21 protein-coding genes are annotated in these 19,047 nt (G+C 61.1%); 14 read left to right on the top strand and 7 right to left on the bottom strand.

Annotation, left to right across the window (positions count from 1 at the left end):
• The first annotated feature begins 28 nt into the window (after positions 1-28).
• A complete protein-coding gene (locus tag BMZ66_RS25100) occupies positions 29-211 on the top strand; it encodes a hypothetical protein (protein WP_143080137.1) in 183 nt (60 codons plus the stop codon).
• 331 nt (positions 212-542) lie between these two features.
• Entirely contained in the window at positions 543-1,217 is a 675-nt protein-coding gene (locus BMZ66_RS10075) for an outer membrane beta-barrel protein (RefSeq protein WP_177204674.1), read from the top strand.
• A 140-nt stretch (positions 1,218-1,357) separates the two neighbouring features.
• Here BMZ66_RS10075 and BMZ66_RS10080 read toward each other — a convergent pair whose 3' ends face one another.
• Both BMZ66_RS10080 and BMZ66_RS10085 read right to left on the bottom strand, forming a co-directional pair.
• Positions 1,358-2,266, bottom strand: a complete 909-nt coding sequence (locus BMZ66_RS10080; RefSeq protein ID WP_092671956.1) for a helix-turn-helix domain-containing protein — start codon at positions 2,264-2,266, stop codon at positions 1,358-1,360.
• A 2-nt stretch (positions 2,267-2,268) separates the two neighbouring features.
• The gene (locus BMZ66_RS10085; protein WP_092671959.1) at positions 2,269-3,237 is read right to left on the bottom strand and encodes an NADP-dependent oxidoreductase; all 969 of its coding nucleotides are present in this window, start codon (positions 3,235-3,237) and stop codon (positions 2,269-2,271) included.
• Between the two features lie 273 nt (positions 3,238-3,510).
• Between BMZ66_RS10085 and BMZ66_RS10090 the strand changes: the two genes are divergently transcribed.
• From BMZ66_RS10090 to BMZ66_RS10135, 10 genes are all read left to right on the top strand, one after another.
• Positions 3,511-3,702: an NTF2 fold immunity protein gene (locus BMZ66_RS10090; protein ID WP_092671962.1), complete on the top strand. Its 192-nt coding sequence runs from the start codon at positions 3,511-3,513 to the stop codon at positions 3,700-3,702.
• 112 nt (positions 3,703-3,814) lie between these two features.
• On the top strand, positions 3,815-4,678 hold the full coding sequence (locus BMZ66_RS10095; RefSeq protein WP_214606976.1) for an SDR family oxidoreductase: 864 nt from the start codon (positions 3,815-3,817) through the stop codon (positions 4,676-4,678).
• 203 nt (positions 4,679-4,881) lie between these two features.
• Entirely contained in the window at positions 4,882-5,433 is a 552-nt protein-coding gene (locus BMZ66_RS10100; RefSeq protein ID WP_143080138.1) for a glycosyl-4,4'-diaponeurosporenoate acyltransferase CrtO family protein, read from the top strand.
• A gap of 65 nt (positions 5,434-5,498) precedes the next feature.
• Positions 5,499-5,891 (top strand): hypothetical protein, encoded by a 393-nt coding sequence (locus BMZ66_RS10105; RefSeq protein ID WP_092671971.1) that lies wholly within the window; start codon positions 5,499-5,501, stop codon positions 5,889-5,891.
• A 64-nt stretch (positions 5,892-5,955) separates the two neighbouring features.
• Positions 5,956-6,705 (top strand): DUF4386 domain-containing protein, encoded by a 750-nt coding sequence (locus tag BMZ66_RS10110; protein ID WP_092671974.1) that lies wholly within the window; start codon positions 5,956-5,958, stop codon positions 6,703-6,705.
• A gap of 199 nt (positions 6,706-6,904) precedes the next feature.
• A complete protein-coding gene (locus BMZ66_RS10115) occupies positions 6,905-7,783 on the top strand; it encodes a helix-turn-helix transcriptional regulator (RefSeq protein WP_092671977.1) in 879 nt (292 codons plus the stop codon).
• Positions 7,784-7,914: 131 nt separating this feature from the next.
• Entirely contained in the window at positions 7,915-8,799 is an 885-nt protein-coding gene (locus BMZ66_RS10120) for an NmrA family NAD(P)-binding protein (RefSeq protein ID WP_092673018.1), read from the top strand.
• A gap of 4 nt (positions 8,800-8,803) precedes the next feature.
• The gene (locus BMZ66_RS10125) at positions 8,804-9,745 is read left to right on the top strand and encodes an alpha/beta fold hydrolase (protein ID WP_092671980.1); all 942 of its coding nucleotides are present in this window, start codon (positions 8,804-8,806) and stop codon (positions 9,743-9,745) included.
• A 203-nt stretch (positions 9,746-9,948) separates the two neighbouring features.
• Positions 9,949-10,479, top strand: a complete 531-nt coding sequence (locus BMZ66_RS10130) for an REP-associated tyrosine transposase (protein WP_092671983.1) — start codon at positions 9,949-9,951, stop codon at positions 10,477-10,479.
• A 231-nt stretch (positions 10,480-10,710) separates the two neighbouring features.
• On the top strand, positions 10,711-12,141 hold the full coding sequence (locus BMZ66_RS10135; protein ID WP_177204675.1) for a serine hydrolase domain-containing protein: 1,431 nt from the start codon (positions 10,711-10,713) through the stop codon (positions 12,139-12,141).
• Positions 12,142-12,241: 100 nt separating this feature from the next.
• Here the strand turns inward: BMZ66_RS10135 and BMZ66_RS10140 are convergent, their stop codons facing one another.
• From BMZ66_RS10140 to BMZ66_RS10150, 3 genes are all read right to left on the bottom strand, one after another.
• Positions 12,242-14,305 carry an ExeM/NucH family extracellular endonuclease gene (locus tag BMZ66_RS10140; protein ID WP_092671989.1) on the bottom strand — a complete coding sequence of 688 codons (2,064 nt, stop codon included), beginning with the start codon at positions 14,303-14,305 and terminating at the stop codon, positions 12,242-12,244.
• 178 nt (positions 14,306-14,483) lie between these two features.
• A complete protein-coding gene (locus BMZ66_RS10145) occupies positions 14,484-15,461 on the bottom strand; it encodes a hypothetical protein (RefSeq protein WP_143080140.1) in 978 nt (325 codons plus the stop codon).
• Positions 15,462-15,599: 138 nt separating this feature from the next.
• A complete protein-coding gene (locus BMZ66_RS10150; protein ID WP_092671995.1) occupies positions 15,600-16,229 on the bottom strand; it encodes a helix-turn-helix domain-containing protein in 630 nt (209 codons plus the stop codon).
• A 166-nt stretch (positions 16,230-16,395) separates the two neighbouring features.
• Between BMZ66_RS10150 and BMZ66_RS10155 the strand changes: the two genes are divergently transcribed.
• Together BMZ66_RS10155 and BMZ66_RS10160 are read left to right on the top strand one after the other, a co-directional pair.
• Complete coding sequence (locus BMZ66_RS10155) at positions 16,396-16,707, top strand: hypothetical protein (protein ID WP_092671998.1); 312 nt, start codon at positions 16,396-16,398, stop codon at positions 16,705-16,707.
• A gap of 159 nt (positions 16,708-16,866) precedes the next feature.
• Complete coding sequence (locus BMZ66_RS10160; RefSeq protein WP_092672001.1) at positions 16,867-17,397, top strand: DUF421 domain-containing protein; 531 nt, start codon at positions 16,867-16,869, stop codon at positions 17,395-17,397.
• Positions 17,398-17,433: 36 nt separating this feature from the next.
• On the opposite strand, the gene BMZ66_RS10165 is transcribed toward BMZ66_RS10160, so the two are convergent.
• Both BMZ66_RS10165 and BMZ66_RS10170 read right to left on the bottom strand, forming a co-directional pair.
• A complete protein-coding gene (locus tag BMZ66_RS10165; protein ID WP_092672004.1) occupies positions 17,434-17,853 on the bottom strand; it encodes a hypothetical protein in 420 nt (139 codons plus the stop codon).
• 170 nt (positions 17,854-18,023) lie between these two features.
• Complete coding sequence (locus BMZ66_RS10170; RefSeq protein ID WP_092672007.1) at positions 18,024-18,893, bottom strand: manganese catalase family protein; 870 nt, start codon at positions 18,891-18,893, stop codon at positions 18,024-18,026.
• Positions 18,894-19,047 lie beyond the last annotated feature (154 nt).

Genomic DNA, 19,047 nt, shown 5'->3' on the forward strand with positions numbered 1-19,047 from the left:
GTCGTGGAGAACGTAAACTTGCCTAGTTATGAAACAATCCGAGACGTCATCCTCCGCCAACTCGTCGAATCGTCCGACTAATTTTTCTATGAACGGTAAACCTGTAGAAGAATTAGAGCGTGGCCGCCGTAGCGGGCCGCTATCAAAGCAGGAGTTTCTGATGTATCTGCACAAGACCGGGAAACTGCCCGCCAAAGCAGATTTAGATTAACCCCAAGATAACCATAGCCTCCAGCCGCTGCCGCCCCGCAGCGGCTGGTTTGTTTTTGGGGTAGCTGGTTACGACCAAGTATTACCAAGACCTTGGTTCTAAGGTAGAAAATGCAACAAGTTGAAAAGTCCTTGATTTGTGCATTAGAACATAGATTTGACAAATAAAATGAAGCTTTTAGCGCAAAAACGAAAGTCTGATTTTAGTGATAATAAGCTGGCGGGAGCGCAGCCTTTGCCTGTAGTTTTAGGCTGTATTCCAATTCCGCCATTCTATGCGAAGCCTCCCATCATTTTATCGTTCGAGGTTCCGCTTGCTGTTGGGTAGCAGCATGGGATTACTCAGTATCCTTCCAGCTGGTGCAGCAATGGCCAGTACGGTAGCAGACTCGACTCAGGCGGCGCCGCGCTTTAACGTAGGAATGCAAGCGGTGCATTTCCGCTTTGCGGGGCTTGGCCAAATCGGCTCAAATGGCAAGCCATTGGCATATAACGGGCTCATGCCATCAGTAGGCTACCGGTTTAATTCCAGGTGGCAAGTAGAGGTAGCTGCTGTATGGCGAGGAAAAAAAGCGGAAGGGCCCATGACCGTCTTGGATTATCCCAATGGTGGGTTGTACCGCTATTTCGATACGTACCAAAGCTACGCTGTACCTATCGTCGCGCGGTTTTCTTTGTTGCCTAGGCAGCGGCGTTGGGGGGTAGAAGCAGTAGCCGGGTTCTCCATCTTGCACAGCCTTGTTGAAGGCAACCGCTCGATGACGGAGGCTGGACAACCCGTGCAACCATTTCAGGTGTCAGGTTTTACTGAAGCCAATGATTTACCATTGGCACTGGGCGCCGCGTTAACCTATGCACCATCCAAGCACTGGACCGTTCGAGGCGAAGGCCGATTGAACTGGTCGTGGATGGGGTCAGTAGCCGGCGCCGTGCTATTTGGAGGGGTGTTCTTACCGCAAACCGGCGTTAGCGCCGGTGTACAATATAATTTTGGTCTCGGGCTTTAATACAGAAACCCAAGCCTCTCCAGCCGCCCCTGCCCCGGGAGCGGCTGGGTTATTTTTGGGGAAAGCCACGCGGAATTGCAAGAAACTCAAGCTTCCCCAGGCGCAGCGGCGCCGGGGGCGGGTGGGGGCCGCGCCACCCCTCAATTGAAAGACGCCCGAAACTCCAGTGGCGACAGGCTGGTCTTGGTCTTGAACAGCTTGCTGAACGACTGCAAATGCTCGAACCCCAACCCGTAAGCAATTTCGCTCACGGTCAGATTCGTGGTTGAGAGCTTTTCCTTGGCTTTGGCGATGAGCCGGGCGTGGATGTGCTGCTGCGTGTTTTGCCCGGTGAGCACGCGCAGCAGGTTGCTGAGGTACTTGGGCGAGAGGTGCAGGCAGTTGGCCACGTAGTGCACGGTGGGCAGGCCGCGCTCCACCAGGTCGGGGCTGTTGAAATAGTTGGTAAGGAGGGTTTCCAGCCGTTCGAGCACCTCGTGATTGGCCTTTTCGCGGGTGAGGAACTGGCGGTGGTAGAACCGGTCGGCGTATTGCAGCAGGCTTTCCAAGTGCGACACAATAATTGGCTTGCTGAACTGGTCAATCGTGGACGCATATTCCTGCTCAATGGCCAGCACGAGGCCCAGAATGGCTTCTTCCTCCTTCGCCGAAAGAAAGAGGGCTTCCTTGAGCGAATAATCCCAGAAATCGTGCTGCTGGATGGTTTTGGCCAGCGGCGTGTGCCATAGAAAGTCGGGGTGGAGGTAGACCACCCACCCCGACTTCTCTACTACCTCGTCCTGGTCGACCACCCCGAGATTGAACACCTGGTTCGGAGCCAGGAAGGAGAGCACGCCTTCGTTGAAATCGAACGGATGCTGCCCGTATTTCATCCGTACGTTTCGCACGCGCTTCACCGCAATGCTGTAGAAATCCAGCACAATGTTCGTGTCCTGGGCGCCGTCGCAGTGCGGCACGGTGCCCACGTCCACCACGCTCAGGAGCGGGTGCTGCGGCTTGGGCAGCTGCGCAAACTCGTGAAACTCGCTAATCGTGGTGAAGTGCCTCATGCTTATTCGCCGTTGGGGTTGATTTCCAGTACCAGCTTGCCTTGTACGTGCCAGGTCTGGCTTTCGCGGTGGGCGTCGGCCACCTGCGCCAGGGGATACACCTTGCTGATGGCCACCTGCACCTGGCCCGCGTCAATCAGCCCGGCAATTTCCTGCAGCCAGTCCTGCCGGGGCTGGTTGGGCGCCAGCGCGCCGGTGGCCTGCTGCCGGGCCAAGGCCGCCTCCACGGCCTCGTCGAAGGGAAAATCGACGTTGACGCTCACGAAGATGCCGCCGGCTTTCAACACGCCGATGGCTTTCACCCGGGCCGCACTATCGCGCAGGGGCGAGGCTTCGAGCACCACGTCTACGTCGCGCACCAACTCCTCCCACGGCTGGCTGCGGTAGTCCAGCGCCTCGTCGGCCCCGAGTTGCCGCACATAGTCCAGGTTGCCGGCCGAGGCCGTGCCGATGACATAGGCACCTTTCGCTTTGGCAAACTGCACCGCGAAACTGCCCACGCCGCCCGAAGCCCCCTGAATCAGAACGCGCTGGCCCGCCCGCAGCTGGCCGTGCCCGAATAGGCCCGCCCAGGCCGTGAGGCCGGCCAACGGCACCCCGGCCGCCTCGTTGAAGCCGAGGCGTTGGGGCTTGCGGGCCCACTGGCTGGCCTTGCCCACGCAATAATCGGCGTAGCTACCATCGCCGGGGAAGTTGGGCATCCCGTACACGGCCTCGCCAATTTGGAAGCCGGTGACTTCGTTGCCCACGGCCGCTACCACGCCGGCCGCGTCCCAGCCCAAGGTCAGGGGCAGGGTGATGTAGGGCCGCAGGGAGTCGTTGTCGCCCGAGCGCACCACCCAGTCCATGGGGTTCACGCCACTGGCGTGCACGTGAACAAGGATTTCGTCGGCGGCCGGCACGGGCCGCGCTATTTCTTCGATTTGCAGGACCTCGGGCCCACCAAATGCATGAATTCTTACTGCTTTCATCAGGAAATAAGTTCGGTTGGTTGATGAAGCAAAGGTCCTGGTGGCGGAAGCGGCGGATTTAACCGAAATGCCCTTTGTTTCAATCGAAATGACGAGCGGCTGGAAAGTATCGGCTATTCGAACCGGGGCGCCGGGGCCTTGGCTGGCTGCCCAATTGTCCCGACCCCTGCCCTGGGAGTGGCTGGTTTGAGGGAAGGGGAGCTTGCGAGATGAAGCACTTCTTGCTTACTGGCAACGCTGGTGGCTGTAGTTGCTAAACCATCGGCCTAATCGGTGCCCAATGGACAAGTACCCTCAAAAGGCAATGTGCCCGATGCCAAGACGGCCGTGCGCATTGCCGAGGCTGTGTTGCTGCCGCCATATGGCAGCAAGGTGATTCGGCAGGAGCGGCCTTTCCTGGCTGAACTTAGAAATGACTCGGTGTGGGTTGTACGCAGCGGCCGCTCTACCAAAGGCGGGAGCTAAGTGAAAATAAGCAAGCGAGACGGCCGCATCTTAGAAGCTACGCTAGGGAAGTAACTGACGCATCGTTCAGCTGCCCCCGCCCCGGGCGCGGCTGGTTTGTTTTTGGGGTAGCTTGCGGCATGAAGCAGTTCATATCAGCGGCCCTGCCGCTGGCTATTTCGCTCATCCGTTTTTCCTTCGGGATGCTCCGTCTTATATGAATAGGAAAGTCGCAATTGTTACCGGAGTGGGCCGGCTAAAAGGCATTGGGAAAGCTATTTGTGTTGAGCTGGCCAAAAATGACGTCGATATTTTCTTTACGTACTGGCGCAATTATGACAACCAAATGCCCTGGACGTCCGAGGACGGGGAGCCGGAGCTGATTCGGGAGGAAATACAGGGCTTAGGGGTGAGATGTGAGAAAATGGAAGTAGATTTGAGGGCGGAAACCGCCGTTGAAACCCTTTTTAACGAGGCCATCAAAACAGTAGGGCCGCCCACTATTCTCATAAACAACGCTACCTACAGCACCGCGACGGACATTTTTACGATAACGCCAACAGAGCTGGACCAGCATTACCTGGTGAATCTGAAAGCCGCCACCTTATTGTGTGTTGAGTTCGTGCGCCGTTATCAGGGAGGCCGCGCCGGAAGAATCATCAACCTGACCTCGGGCCAGTCGCTCAGTGCCATGAGCGGAGAAATTGCCTATGCCATTACCAAAGCAGGCATAGAAACCTTGACGAAAACGCTGGCGCACGAACTCGCGGCCAAGGGAATCACCATCAATGCGGTCAATCCCGGACTGACCGACTCGGGCTGGCTGGAAGATTCCCACCGCCAGCTGTTTCAGGACCGATTTCCGATGGGCAGATTTGGCCAGCCCGAAGACGCCGCCCGGCTAATCAACTTCCTGGTAAGCGACCAGGCCGGTTGGATAACTGGGCAGGTGATTCATTCGGAGGGTGGTTTCATCAGAGAGAAATACAGCAATTAAAAGGGCGTCCTGACTCGTCGTGAAGGCGAAAGGCTCCACCTGCGACGAGTATTTTGTGATGGGTGGGGTGGTGCAGCGGGCTGCTTAGCTGCTTTATAAGGGTTAGCATCACCAGCCGCTGCCGCCCCGGCAGCGGCTGGGTTGTTTTTGGGGTAATTTGTACTTTAGTGGCGGGTCGCACATTAACCAGTTTGGTCGTGTTCATGCTGCCAGCTCAAAAGAATACTGCTGTTCCATCCCGCGCGCTGTTGGCGGTGGCGAATGCGATACCGAGCGTGCTGTGGTCGGGGCTGGCCCTGGCGCCCATCGGCATCTACTGCTACCAGTTTATGGCGCGGCCGTGGCTGTACGGCTTCCTGGCCATCAGTTTGCTGGCCTATGCCGTGCCCACTTCGTGGTTTGGCTACTGGCAGCTTAGCCGCCGGCCGGCTATGTATCGGAAGCTGGGCGTGGCACTGGTCAACCGCGTGACGCAAAACGGCGACTTGGTGAGGCGCCTTATCCGACGTCGGTACCCCGCTTACCGCCATGTGGCATCCCGGGCCGCGTTGGCGGCGTTGGTGCGCACCACGTATCACCAAGAGCGGTTTCACTTGGTGCTGTTCCTGTTTTTCGGACTCACTAGCTTGCACGCCGTTGCTCACGAGCAAGTGGGCTGGTGTGCGCTGCTCCTGCTCACGAACGTCGCCTATAATGTGTACCCGATGTGGCTCCAGCAATACCTCCGGGTTCGCGTGACGCCCAAGGCGCCGTAGCCGCTGCTGCGCCGGGCGCAGCTGGTTTGTTTTTGGGGTAGCTTGCGCTGTATTTATATAGGGCTATGGACACCACGTGGCACTTTTCCTTCATGATACTGGCGTCGCTGCTGGTCTTCTGGCTGATGCTTCGGCTGCTGCTGCCCAAAGAGCAGTTCCGCGCCAAGCAAATTCAGATTGGGCTGCTGGCCCTGGTAGTGGTGGTATTTGGGATGGTGTTTGGGAAGCATGGCGCCACGGCGGGCCTGCCCTGGTGGGTGTATTATCCCATGCCGATGCTCCTCACGGTGCTGCTGCCCCCGCTGGTGTTGCGGCTGAACCGGCGGACCACGGCGGCTTACCTGGCGCTAAGTTTTTTGTCGGCGCCGGTTATCCACGTGCTGTTTTCCTTTTTCCTCGGCTGGACCGAGTACATGCCTTTCTGGAAAATCCCCGCGCTCAGCAGCTACCTGGCGTAGGCGGCCCCAAACGTTTGCCGGGCGCCGGTGCCCGGTAGTGAAGCAGACCTAAACACCATTCAAAATGGCTACTCGTACAATTGAAAACTCGCCGTTGGTTTACGCTCGCATTGGGGGCGCGCTCTACTTGGTTATTATCCTGTTTGGGTTGTTTGCGGAGGGCTTCGTGACCAACAAGCTGCTGGTGTCGGGCGATGCGGCCGCCACGGCGCGCAACATTCTGGCCGCACCGGGGCTGTGGCGCCTTTCCGTGGCCGGCAACGTGCTGGTGGTGGTGTGCGCCGTGCCCCTGCTGTGGATAGAATACCTGCTGCTGCGGCCCGTGAGCAAAAGCCTGGTGCTGCTGGCGGTGCTTTTCAACCTGGTTTCGCTGGGGGTGGAAGCCATAAGCAAGGTATTTCTGCTGTTGGTGTTGCCCACCCTGGAAAGTGCCCAGTATGCCCAGGCCTTTGGGGCCCGGCAAGTGCCGATGCTAGCGAACTTTTCGCTGAAGGCCCACGATATTTCCTTCGATATTGCCCTCGTGTTCTTTGGCTTCACCTGCCTGGTGAACGGGTACCTGATTTTTAAGTCGGGCTACTTGCCCAAAGTGGTGGGCATCCTGATGCAGGTAGCGGGCGGGTGCTACCTGGTGGCTTGTTTCGCCACTCTTTTTGCTCCGGCCCTCGCCGGAGTGCTGCTGCCGGGTATTCTGCTGCCGTGCTTGGTTGGCGAATCAGCATTTTGCCTGTGGCTGCTGGTGAAGGGCGTGGATACCGTGAAATGGCAGGCGAAAACGAGCCAAAGTGCGCCTCGTTTGGCTGTGGCCGGATAAGCTGACGAGTCGCCCGCTGCAGCGCAGGACCACAGCCGGGCTCAAATCTATAATTCGTGTGTTAGAAGGTGAATTAGTAGCGTTCCCGTAGGATGGTGCCGCTGGGCCTGGACGATTACATGAAATGATAAATCCCTGCAAAACACCGCCAAAGAAGCCACTATTAACCATTCCAGTCTTTCGGGGTTATTGACCACTTATGGCCGATTCCAGAACTTATACTTACACTTCTGAGCTGTACGACCGGCCGGCGCTGGCCAGTAGTGCGGCACTGGCCTGGCCGGGGGTGCGCGTCGAGCGCTACCAACTGGCCGCTATGGCGCTGCCCGCGCATAGCCACGAGCAACACCTGTTGCTGGTGCACCAAGGGGCGCAGCCGGTGGTGGCCAGCCGCCGCAGCGGGTCGAGGGTGGAAACGGACTTATACCGGCATGGGGACGTAGGCCTGTATCCGGGCGGGGAATACGGTCCGTTTGAATGGAACGCCGCGGTGGATATCATTCAGGTGCACCTCGACGCGCAAGTGCTGGAAGACCGGGCCCGGCGCGACCTGGACCTGGCGCACTTTGCCTTGCGCGAGCGGTTTCGCAGCGAGGACGGGCTGCTTGCGCAGGTAGGGCAGCAGCTGCTGGCGGCCGCGGGCCGGACGCACACGCTCGGGCAATTATATGCCGAGTCGCTCGCTACCACGCTGAGCTACCATCTTATTGAGCACCACGCCACGTTTGAGCGGCGTGTGGCGGGCAAGGCAGGGGCTCAGCTGCCGGGCGCGGTGCTGGCCCGGCTCGATGCCTATCTGGAGGCCCACGCCGAGCTGCCCATTAGGCTGGAAGTGCTGGCCGGGTTAGCCAATCTGAGCGTGTTTCACTTCGCCCGGCGCTTCAAGCAGACCACTGGCCGCTCGCCCTATCAGTACGTGCTGGACTGGAAAATTGCGCGCGCCCGGGTGCTGCTGCGGGCGGGCGAGCTGCCGGTGGCGGCCATCGGCGACGCGTTGGGCTTTGCCTCGCCGGCTCATTTTGCCACAGCCTTCAGGCGGGCCGTGGGCGAGAGCCCCCGGGCGTTTCAGCGGGGCTAGCCGGCGCCTGAAAAGCGCAAGAATGTGTAAGAAGAGGGCAAGAATGCGTCCTGCTTCCGAGAGGGGCCGCGGGACCTTTGGGGTACTTAAAGCAGCCGCCAAAATGCGGCTTCACCCTTACCCTCGCTTACATGAATCCTCTAATTGTAGTTGCCGGCGCCACCGGCGACTTAGGCGCCCGCATCGTGGTGGCCTTGCTCAACCGCGGCGCAACTGTGCGGGCGCTGGTGCGTCCAGAAGCCGACCCGGCCCAAATCAATAGCCTCGCCCAGGCCGGCGCCGATGTGCGCCCCGTCGCCTTCGCCGACCCCGCGGCCCTGGTCCGGGCATGCGAGGGCGCTAGCTGCGTAGTATCTGCTTTGGCGGGCCTGCGGGAGGTCATCGTAGATGCTCAAACCCAGCTGCTGGCGGCGGCCGTCGCGGCGGGTGTGCCGCGCTTCATTCCTTCTGACTTTGCCAGCGATTACACGCAGCAGGCCCCCGGCGCAAACCGCAACTTCGACCTGCGGCGTGAGTTTCAGGCCCACCTCGACCAAGCGCCCATCGCGGCCACGTCCATTCTCAACGGGGCCTTTGCCGAGGTGCTGAGGTACAACATTCCCCTGCTCGACTTCAAGCAGCAGCAAGTGGGCTATTGGGACGATGCCGATTGGAAAATCGACTTCACCACGAAAGACGATGCCGCCGCCTACACGGCCGCCGCGGCCCTGGACTCCGCTGCTCCGCGCTTTCTGCGCATCGCCAGCTTTCAACCCAGCCCGCGCGAGCTGGTGGCCCTGGCCGCAACGGCCGAACGGGGCCCGTTGGCGCTGATTCGGCTGGGCTCCCGGGCCGAGCTGGCGGCGCAAATCGAGCAGGTGCGCGCCGCCAACCCCGCCGGTGAGCACGAGCTCTACGCCAACTGGCAGCAGATGCAATACCTGCTGAGCATGTTCAGCGTGCAGAACCAGCCCCTCGACAACGCTCGCTACCCCGACCTCACCTGGACCAGTCCCCTCACATTCTTAACGGCTTAGCTGCATGCAATCTTCTCCCTCCGCCTCACTGGGCGCATACTCCGACGAGGAGCTTATTCAGCGCCTGCCCGGTTTCACCAATCACTACGCCACCGTCAACGGGGTGCGCCTTCATTACGTGGAGGGCGGCCAAGGACCGGTATTGGTTTGCTTGCCGGGCTGGCCGCAGACCTGGTTTTCCTACCATCCCATTGCCGCCGAGCTGGCCCGGCACTTCCGCGTCCTAATTGTGGACGTTCGCGGCATGGGCAGCTCCGACAAGCCCGCCGCGGGCTACGATAAAAAGACCATGGCCCGCGACATCTACGAGTTGCTGCAGCAGCTGGGCATTGCCAAAGCGTCGCTGCTGGGCCACGACATTGGCGGGATGGTGGCTGCCAGCTTTGCCTTCAACCACCCGGAGGCCACCGAGAAGCTCATTCTGGCCGATGGGGCCCATCCCAGCGAAGGCATGCGGCAGATGTCGCTGCTGCCGGCGCCGGGCGCATTCGCCGAAAAAATGGACGGCCAGTATCCCTACGCCTGGTGGATGGCCTTTAACCAGGTAAAGGGTTTGCCCGAGCAGCTATTGGCCGGGCGGTTTCAGTACGTGCTGGATTACCTGTTCCCGTACGTGATGCTGGACGACAGCTGCATGTCGGCCTTCGACCGCGCACTATACGCGGCCGTGTACAACCAACCCGAGAATATTCGAGCGGCCAATGCCTGGTACCAGGCTTTCAACCAGGATATTGAAGACGCCAATACATATGGCCGGCTCTCCATGCCGGTCCTCGGCATCGGGAGCTATGTGTCGTACGGCTACCTGAAAATGAGCTTGCCGTACATGGCTGAAAACGCGCAGGTAATCGGCATTCTGGACAGTGGGCACTACATGTTCGAAGAGAAGCCGGCTCAGGTGCTGGAAGCCGTTTTGGGCTTTTTGAATGCGCTCCAACAGGTTTAGCGGTTGGTTTGGTATAGGTTGATTGATGGCACGGGCCTGTGGCCCGTGCCCGGTATTCGCGGGCCTCCAGGCCCACTGTCGCTCGCGTCGTGTGGGGTATCTGGTGCATATTGTTCCACGATTGCAGGCCGGAGGCCTGCGCATACTGGGCACGGGCCGCAGGCCCGCGCCATCACAGGCTTATTCTAAGCAAATTTTACCTGATGTCAGAGCGGTACAAGACGTATGAAGGCGGGCTGTTCTTTGTAACGCTAACGGTAGTGGGCTGGATTGACGTGTTTACCCGGTCCGATTATGCGGAGGTATTTTTGGAAAGTCTGCGGTTTTGCATCCGTCGCAAGGGGCTGCGGGTGTATGCTTTTTGCATCATGCCCAGTCACGTTCACCTCATTGCCGACGTGGACGATGGCCTGCTGCTGGCCCATGTATTGCGCGATTTAAAGAGCTTTACCGCCAAGCGGATTTACGAGCTTATTGAAACGCACCCGCAGGAAAGCCGCCGCGAATGGCTACTATACCTGTTAAAGTTCTACGGACGGCCTCACGGCCAGGCGTTTAAATTCTGGCAGGAAGGCAACCACCCGCTCGACCTAAAATCAGCGGCGTGGATGCGCCAGAAACAGGACTATATCCACCAAAACCCCGTGCAAAGCCGGTTGGCTGACGAGGCGCACCACTACCCGTTCAGTAGTGCCTTCCCGGATTGTGGCGTGCCTTTGAGCGAATTTCTGTAGAAATGGTGGGCGCGGGGCATCCGGGCCCGTTTGGGTAAGTCGTTCCACGAATGCAGGCCGGAGACCTGCGAGTTGTTGGCACGGGCCGCAGGCCCGCGCCATCGTGAGGGCTACGCCACTCCGGGCATCGGCAAGCCGCTGGGGTGAAGGGTTGGAGCGCACTCAATACCTTAGTGGCCTGCTCTTTCATCTGCTGCTATGAACCCCGCCCTAGCTTCAATCTGCCACTGTTTGAAACACGCCAGGAGCATCTGCCGCGGCCCTTGGCTGCTGCTGTGGCTGGTGGCCACAACCGCCGCGGCCCAAACGGCTCCTCGACCGCCCGCCAATCCGCTGAACGAGTACCTCGGCACCTACGAGTACAAGAAACCCTACGGCACGCTGCAGCTCCTGCCCAAAGACAGCCTGCTGCTGGCCATAATCGACGAGGCAGCTTACCCCCTGCGTCGGCTGCGGCGCGACGTCTTTCTCAACGCCGGGAGCGACACCATTCCGTTTCGGCGCGATGCGGCTGGGGCCGTAGCAGGCTTCCTGGAAAGCGGCATTTTCTATAAGCGCCAGTCGGTGGCTACGGCCAAGTCGCCGGCCTCGCTGGTGGCCCGGCGCCTGCCCGATGGCAGCCACCCGCGCTACGCCTACCAGGCGCCCGCTGCCGCTGGAGATGGCTTGCCTACCGCCACGGCCAACGCCGTGGGCCTGAACCCCGCTCCGCTGCAAGCCATGGTGCAAGCCGTGGTAGATGAGCGGGAATACCCCGGCGTGCACAGCATACTCGTCTGGCACCGGGGCAAGCTGGTGCTGGAAGAATACTTCTACGGCCACGACCGCCAGAAGCTCCAGCAGCTGCGCTCGGCCTCGAAAAGCTTCGTGTCGGCGCTGGTGGGGGCGGCCATTCAGCGGCAGGCCATCAAGAGCGAGCAGGACCAAGTGCTGCCCTACTTCAAGTACCCCGCCTACGCCAATGCCGACCCGCGCAAGCAGGCCTGGACCGTGCAGGACTTCCTCACCATGCGCACCGGCCTCGACTGCAACGACAACGACGGGGGCAAGTCGGCGGGCAACGAGGAGAAGATGTACCCGCAGCCCGACTGGGTGAAGTTTGTGCTTGACCTGCCCTTGACCAGCAACCCCGCCACGCAGGGCTCCTACTGCTCGGGCGCAGTGGCCGTGCTAGGCAAAGCCGTAGAAAACGCCACCGGCCAGTCGTTGCCGCAGTTCGCCGAGGCGAGTTTGTTTAAGCCGCTGGGCATTAAGAACTATAAGTGGAACTATCGCCTCGACAACACCAACCCCACCGTGGCCCAGCTCTACCTCGCCCCGCGCGACTTCCTCAAGTTCGGCGTGCTCTACCTGCAAAAGGGGCAGTGGCAGGGGAAGCAGGTGCTGCCCGCCGCCTGGGTCGAGAAGTCGTGGGGCAAGTACAGCCAGCTGGGCAGCAAGCAGTACGGCTACTTCTGGTGGCACCAGCAATTTAAGGTCGGCGGACAAATCGTGGAAGCGCAAATGGCTACCGGCAACGGCGGCCAGAAGCTCTACGTGCTGCCGGCCCTCGACGCGGTGGTGGTGTTTACGGGCGGCAACTATAACTCCGACCGCGACACGCCGCCCAATGAGTTGATGCCGAAATACGTGCTGCCGGTGTTGCTAGCCGGTAAAAAGTAGCGGCACGCCCCGTACGAAGGGGTGCGGGCTGACGCAGCGTCTCAAAAGATGCCGGCAAGCTGCTGTTTCACCAGCAGCTTCCGTCGCAGCTGCAGGCGGACTATTCCTTCATCAAACGCTGAGTCCTCTGGTAGCCCTTGCCGCGAAGCGTGAGCACGTAAATGCCCGGTGCGAGGTGCGTGGTGTAGCGGTCGAGCTCGGTTTGGAGCATGCTGGGCGAGCCTTGCAGCGAGAGCAGCCGCGGCCCCTGGGGCAGGGAAAAATCCAGGGAGAGCCGGCCGACGCTGGCCGGAATCTTGTCGAGGGTGAACGCTACCGACCCGGCGGCCGGGTTGGGGTACACAAACAAGCGGGTGCTGCCCTTGGCGTTGCTGATGCCCGCGAAGTTCACGCCGATGAGCACGGGGTCGTGGTCGGAGCTGCGGAAGGGGTTGGTGATGTCGGTGGCTTCCCCGGCCTGGTCGTACTCCAGCATTGCCGGCTCGGCCGAGTTGATGTGCCACTTGCGCACATCGACAAAGCCCACCAGGTTGGGCGTCACCACGGCGTGGTCGAGCGAGCCCGTGAGGCCCTTGAACACGTAAGACGCGCTGGTGGGCGGCGTGGCCGGCACCAGGCCCGCAGCCCGCATGATGTCGATGGGGTCTTCTTCGTAGTTGGCGTTGTAGTCGCCGGCGCTCACCACCCGGGCCGCGCCAGCCGGAATCACCGTCTTGTTGATGAATTCGACCAGGGCCACGGCCTGGGCCTTGCGGCGGGCATTGGAGCCGCCCTGCCCGTCGTTCTGGTCAGCGTCGGGGCCTTTGCCGCTGCCCTTGGACTTGAAGTGGTTGACCACAAAGCCGAGGGTGTCGGCCCGGGCCTTGCGCTTGGTGATGAACACCTGCGCCAGGGGCGGGCGCTCAAACACGCCCTGCACGCTGGCTATCATGGGCGCACCCAGGGGCGCCACCGCCGCCGGCTTGTAGAGAATGGCACAGCGGATGAGGTCGGTATTGTTGGGCTGCTTGTCGGCGTCGCCGTCGTTCACCAGAGCATACGTGTTGGCGCCCATGGCTTCGTTTAGGCCATTGACCAGGTCCTGAATGGCCGATGTGGCACCGTTGCCGTCGTTTTCAATCTCGGTGAGGCCTATTACATCGGCGTTCATCTGGCGCAGGGCCGCGATGATTTTGGTGCGCTGGCGCTTGAAGTCGGCTGGCGTTTTGGCCCCGCGGGCGGTGGGGAAGCCGCCGCCCGCGCCGTCGCCGTTGAAGTAGTTGAGCACGTTGAAGCTGGCCAGCTTTAGGTCGAGGCGGCCAAAGGCTGGGGGAGCCAGGGGCCGCTCCGTCTTGATAACGGGGGCATCGGCTCCAGCCAGCGGCTGCAGGCGCCATTTATTAAAGCCGTAGCCCATGATGCCGCTGAGGTTGCTCACGGTGCTGCCCACCCGCACCGTGCCCAGGGTGGCGTCGAGGTAGGGCATGGGGGAGGGGTTGGAGGCCGAGCTGCCGTCGTCCAGAATCAGGGTGCGGTTGTCGTTGGCGGTTTGGTAAGCCGTCACGGCGGCCAGGTTCCGGGTGCCGCTGCTGCTGGTGCCGGTGGCGGGCTCGTCGTTGGGGTCGATGAACTGCGTGGGCTGGTACGTTACGCCCTCGGCCGACAGCGTGAGCTCGCCGCGCTGCTTGAGGCTGTAGTTGTCGGTGACGGTGAGCGGGGCGGCAAACCGCACCCGCATGCCTTCGTAGCGCTCGGCCGTGGCGGTGGAAAACTCGGAGTTTTTTAAGATTACAAACGCCGGCAGGGCATTGCCTTTAGACACCACGGTTACCTGTGGGTCGGTGAGTACGGCCTGGTTGAAGGACGGGGCGCCCTCGGCTTCCAGCACCGTGCCCGTGATGCGAACTTTGTCGCCCACAGCTACCAAGGCATCTTTTTGGACCACAAACAGGGCGTCGGACGTAGCGGGGTTGCCATCGGCGGTGGTCTTGTCGTCCTGCACGTAGAAGCCGCCCGGGTTCAGGCCCGCGTAGACGCCGGTCACGACGGCCTCTATGGTGTAAGTGCCAGGGGTGGCTGTTGCGCCGCTGCCCTGAATGGTGCCAATGGGGGTGGCGGTGGCAACGCTAGAAATTGAGAGAAAACCAGCGGCAAGAGCGAGCTTGTAGGGTAGTGAGCGTTGCAAAGTTTGGAAGGGAACGAAAGAGGGTTGAACGCTGCAATCTAAGCCGATGCGGTCGATTGCGGCGCGAACGGCAACAGCTCAAGCTCCGTTGCCGGCCCCCTTAAGGCCGACGGACTCCGAAGGGTTCCACCCGCAGCTTCCGCTAGCCGCGGTGGGCAGTGCTTCCCCCAGACCCAGGCTAGCGGCGCACCACCCCAAACCGTTCGCCTCGCACATCCATAATCACCGTGTGCTGGCGGAAGGGCTCGTTGCCCAGCATGCCGCCCATGCCGGAGAAGCGCATCAGCAGGTTTTGTTTCCAGTCGGTGTTCTCGATGTAGCTGACGGTGCGCAGCGGCAGGGTCACGCCCCCCAGCTGCAAGGCTGCTGCGGTAGGTACGGTGTACGCCGTCAGGGTTTTGCCCCAGGAGTTGACACCTACCGTGTGGGCAGGAGCACCAGGAATGGCCATGGCTTGCCAATTGGCTTGGTCGGTGAGCAAGGCGAACGCACTGCTGCCTGTGTCGAAGAGCAACTGCTTGTCCTCGCCCTGCAGGCCCATGTTCAGCAGCACGCGGCGGTTGGTGAAAGCCAGGGGCACGAAGGTGGCTTGGCGGGCCAGGTTGGCGGGCACCTGGGCCACTAGGCTGAAGCGACGGTTGGCATAGTCAAGCACCAGGGCCTGGCCGGCCAGCACGTCGGCCCCCAGTGTGCCGATGACGAACGGCGCAGTGCTGTCGGCGGGTAGCTGGGTGGCGCCTGTGTTTAGCACCTTTAACCAGCGCGCCTGTACCTGGCCCTGGCCTATGGCAAAGCGGAAGTTGCGGGCGGTATCCAGCTGGGCCGCGCCCACGAAGGGCAGGGCAGGGTAGCGGGCCTGCAGCGCCGCCAGCGGCTTGGCATAAAGCACCGAGTAGGGGGCGCCCGTGTCGAACTGCAGGTAGCAGGTGCGGGGGCAGCCGGGCAGCTGCACGGGCACCAGCACAGCCGCATGGGGCATGGCGCGGCCGGCAGCGGTATCGGCCAGCCAGGCGAAGCTGCAGGTGGCGGGCAGCTCCGTCACGACGAGCTGATTGGGGGGCGGCATAAACTGCCGGCGCATGTAGAAATAACCGCCAATGCCGCTGGCCACGAGCAGGGCCAGCACGGAAAAAATAACTTTGAACAGGGGCCTCATGGGGATGGGGAGCGGAGTGGTTTGGATAGCCCAAAAGTATCCGGCCCCTGGCCCGAGGCCCTGCGTCATTGCTACGTCATTTTGCCGCCACTTGAAATAACATCTTGATAGCAAAGGGATTTTGTTTGTCGCTGACGCCTACAGCCGGAAGCGGTAAACGTCGAGGTTGCCCCGGCGCAGCTGCCGCTGGTAATAGATTACCGTAGCGGCGTTGACGGCGTAGGTAAGCAGCAGCACGCCCACGTACAAACCCGGGAGCTTGACGCCAGCGCGGTGCGCCACCTGCTGCGCTAGCACCGCCAGCATAAAGGCAAAGAAGCTGCCCACCTGCCACAGCACCTGGAAGCCCAACACCCGGCGGCCCAGCGCGGCCACGTGTTCCGTGCTGTGGCGCCGGGCGCGCCAGAGCCGCCACGGCACCACCAGGTTGAGGAAGGGCAGGACCAAAAAGCTGAGCGCGCTCAGGTTGAGGAGCTGCAGAAACTCGGGGTCGTGGCGCAGGGCGGGGGCCGCGGCTGGGGGCGGTGCTGCAGCTGCTGGCGCCGGTAGTACGGCCGCACTGTCTTCGGGCTCGGGCTCGTGGCGCAGGGCCTCGAGGGGTACGTTGAGGGCGGCGGCTAGGGCCTGCACGGTGTGGCCGCGCGGCACGGTTTCGCCCTGCTCCACCCGCTGAATGGTGCGCAGGCTCACGCCCGATTGTTCGGCTAATACTTCTTGCGACAAACCCTTGCTTTTGCGCAGGGCCGAAATGCGGGCAGCGGAAAACATGAACCGGAATCAGAGAGGTAGCACCAGGCCCTAAAGGTAGAGGGCGCTGGTTGCTGCCTGCGCGGCGAGCCTTCTGCTTTACCTGAGCTTTGAGCTCGGCCAGGGGCACGGGTAGAAGCGTGGCGACTACATTTGATTTTCCCACCATTCTTTACTGTTTCGCAACATGATGAGATTCCTTCTGAGCATCGTTTTCGTGGTGATGGTTTCGGTGGCGGCGTGGGCGGGGCCGCCGAGCCTGGTGCTGGTGCAGTACCGCGCATTCCCTCACAGCATCAAGCTCACGCGCGGGGCCGGCAAAACGCAGACTATCAAGCCCAGTCCTGCGGCGGCCAACAACAAGAATGCGGAGTTTGAACAGCTGCACGCCGTGCTGACGGGACTTTACCAGGAAGGCTATGCTCTGCAGAGCACCTCGGTGCTGGGCTCCGCCGACCGCGCAACCGAGGTGGTGACCTACGTGCTGGTGAAACCCTGACCAACGCCCGCGCCCCCGCCCGGCAGGTGCTGCCAGGGCAGGGGAGTGCGCCGCCACGGGGGCGGGCGAACCGAATGACTGCCAAACGGTACCGACGGTAGGGCGTATAAGGCAGGGGCCGTGCGGTGCAACGGCCTTCCACCCTATACTGGCACGTTAATGTTTGAGCAAGTCGACTGGCGCACCGTTTTTGTTCCCACCACGCCCTTGCTCGAGATTGTGGTGCGGGGCACGCTGATTTACCTGGGCATTTTCCTGCTGATGCGGGTGGTGCTGAAGCGCGAGTCCGGCACGTTGGGCATGACCGACATGCTTTTTGTGGTGATGGTGGCCGATGCCGCCCAGAACGGCATGGCCGGCGAGTACCGCTCCGTCACGGAAGGCATTATCCTGGTGTGCACCATCATCTTCTGGAGCTACGCCCTGAACTGGCTGGGCTTCCATTTCCCGTTTTTCGACAAGCTGATTAAGCCCGGCAAGCTGCTGCTCATCAAAGACGGCCGCATGATGAAGGACAACATGCGCAAGGAGCTCATCACGCGCCAGGAGCTGATGAGCGAGGTGCGCTCCAACGGCCTCACCGACATCGACACCATTAAGGAAGCCTACATGGAGCCCTCGGGGCGCGTCAGCATCATCTGCAAAAAAGAAGAGCAGAACCCGCCTGACGAAGACTCGCCTGTGCTCTAGCGCCGGCACCGGGGCTTGGCGAAACCAGCTCCGTGCTTAGTGCCCGACGGGCACGGAGGCAATGTTGTTGAGCCATTCGTAGGCCGCCGACAGCTCGTCGAAAATGGCCACCTGCGGGTTACGGTCGCTGAAAACCGTCATAAGGTCGATGTTGGTGCGGGCGCCCAGCAGGGGGCTGTGCACCCAGGCCACGTATGCGATGCCGGCCTGGGCGGCCACGGGCAGGTATTCGTGGGCTATCCACTTGGCCAGCTCCCAGTTGCTGGTCGTTACGTGGGTGTTATCATTCAGAGCCTTGTGGGCGCCGGTTTGCACAATAAGCTCGGTGACCTGCGCGCAGGCGGCCTGCACGGTCCGTAGCTGCTGGGGGCCCTTCCAGTCCAAGTACAGCCAGGCATGCGCTGCATCGTAATGCACGTCAAGAACTTCAGAGGCCAGCAAAAGCACAAGAGACATCAGCAAGACCGACGGGTAGAGGTTGTATGTAAGGGAGATAGTAAGTAAATATAACCCTTTCCGGCCGTTACCCGACTGTCTGGCCTTTATAAAAGAAAACCCAACCTCGGCCGTGTGCAATTAAGCAGCTCGGCCGGGGCTGGGTTAGCGTAAAAAGCAGCGCATTGGGCCTAGCCCAGGCCCAGCTTATGCTTGGCTTTGGCCACGAGGCCGCCGCTGGTCATCTGCTCAGTTTGGGCGTGGCCGCGCGGGTCAGGGGCGGCCAGCTTGGGCTCGCCGCCCAGGGGCTCAGCCCGGCGGATGTGAAACTCGCCTTTGCCGTCCATAGAGGGGCCCTCGGTCCAGCGGCCCAGGGGCGTGCCGTCGCCGCGAATGTTGGTGGTCACGAAGGCGTAGTTGAAGTCTTTCACTTCCTGGCTCTGCGGGAAGCTGTTGGGGATGGGGTGGCAGTCGAGGCCGCCCAGCTCTTCGAGCACGGCCAGCCACTGGTTTTGGTGCATGGTGTCGCGGGCAATGAGGAAGGCGAGCATGTCCTTCATGCCGGGGTCGTCGGTGGCTTCCCAGAGGCGGGTGGCCAGCACGCGGCCGGTGCTTTCGGCCATCACGTTGGCGTACATGTCGGCGGCGATGTTGCCGCTGCCCACTACCCAGGAGCCGTTGAAGGGCACGCCGTTGGCGTCAACGGCCATAGCGGCGAGGCCAGAGGAGAGCACGTGGCGCGGGTCCATGCCGCCCATCACGGCGCCAATCATTTTGTCTTTGCTCATCTCTTCTTTGAGGCTCATGGGCGCACCTTCGAGGTTGAGGGCGACGGCAGTGGCCAGCATTTCGATGTGGGCCATTTCCTCGGTGCCGGTTTCGAGCAGCATGTCGCGGTACTTCACCGGGCCGCGCTGGCCCCAGGCCTGAAACATGTACTGTAGACACACGCGAATTTCGCCTTCGATGCCGCCAATGGCCTGTTGCAGCATGCGGGCAAATACGGGATTGGGCTTGGTGACCCGGACCTTGTACTGGAGTTCTTTATCGTGATAGAACATGGATGGAAAGGAAGTGTGAAAAAGTGTTGGCCGCTGGCAATGCGCTACGGTCCAATGATGTACGTCCGAATAAAAACTTACTCCGAAGGAAAAACACGTAATTTTTACTGAAATGTGCGAGCAGCATTTTCGGTATTAACACGCAGAATAGGGC

The organism is Hymenobacter arizonensis (assembly GCF_900115775.1).
GTDB lineage: Bacteria > Bacteroidota > Bacteroidia > Cytophagales > Hymenobacteraceae > Hymenobacter > Hymenobacter arizonensis.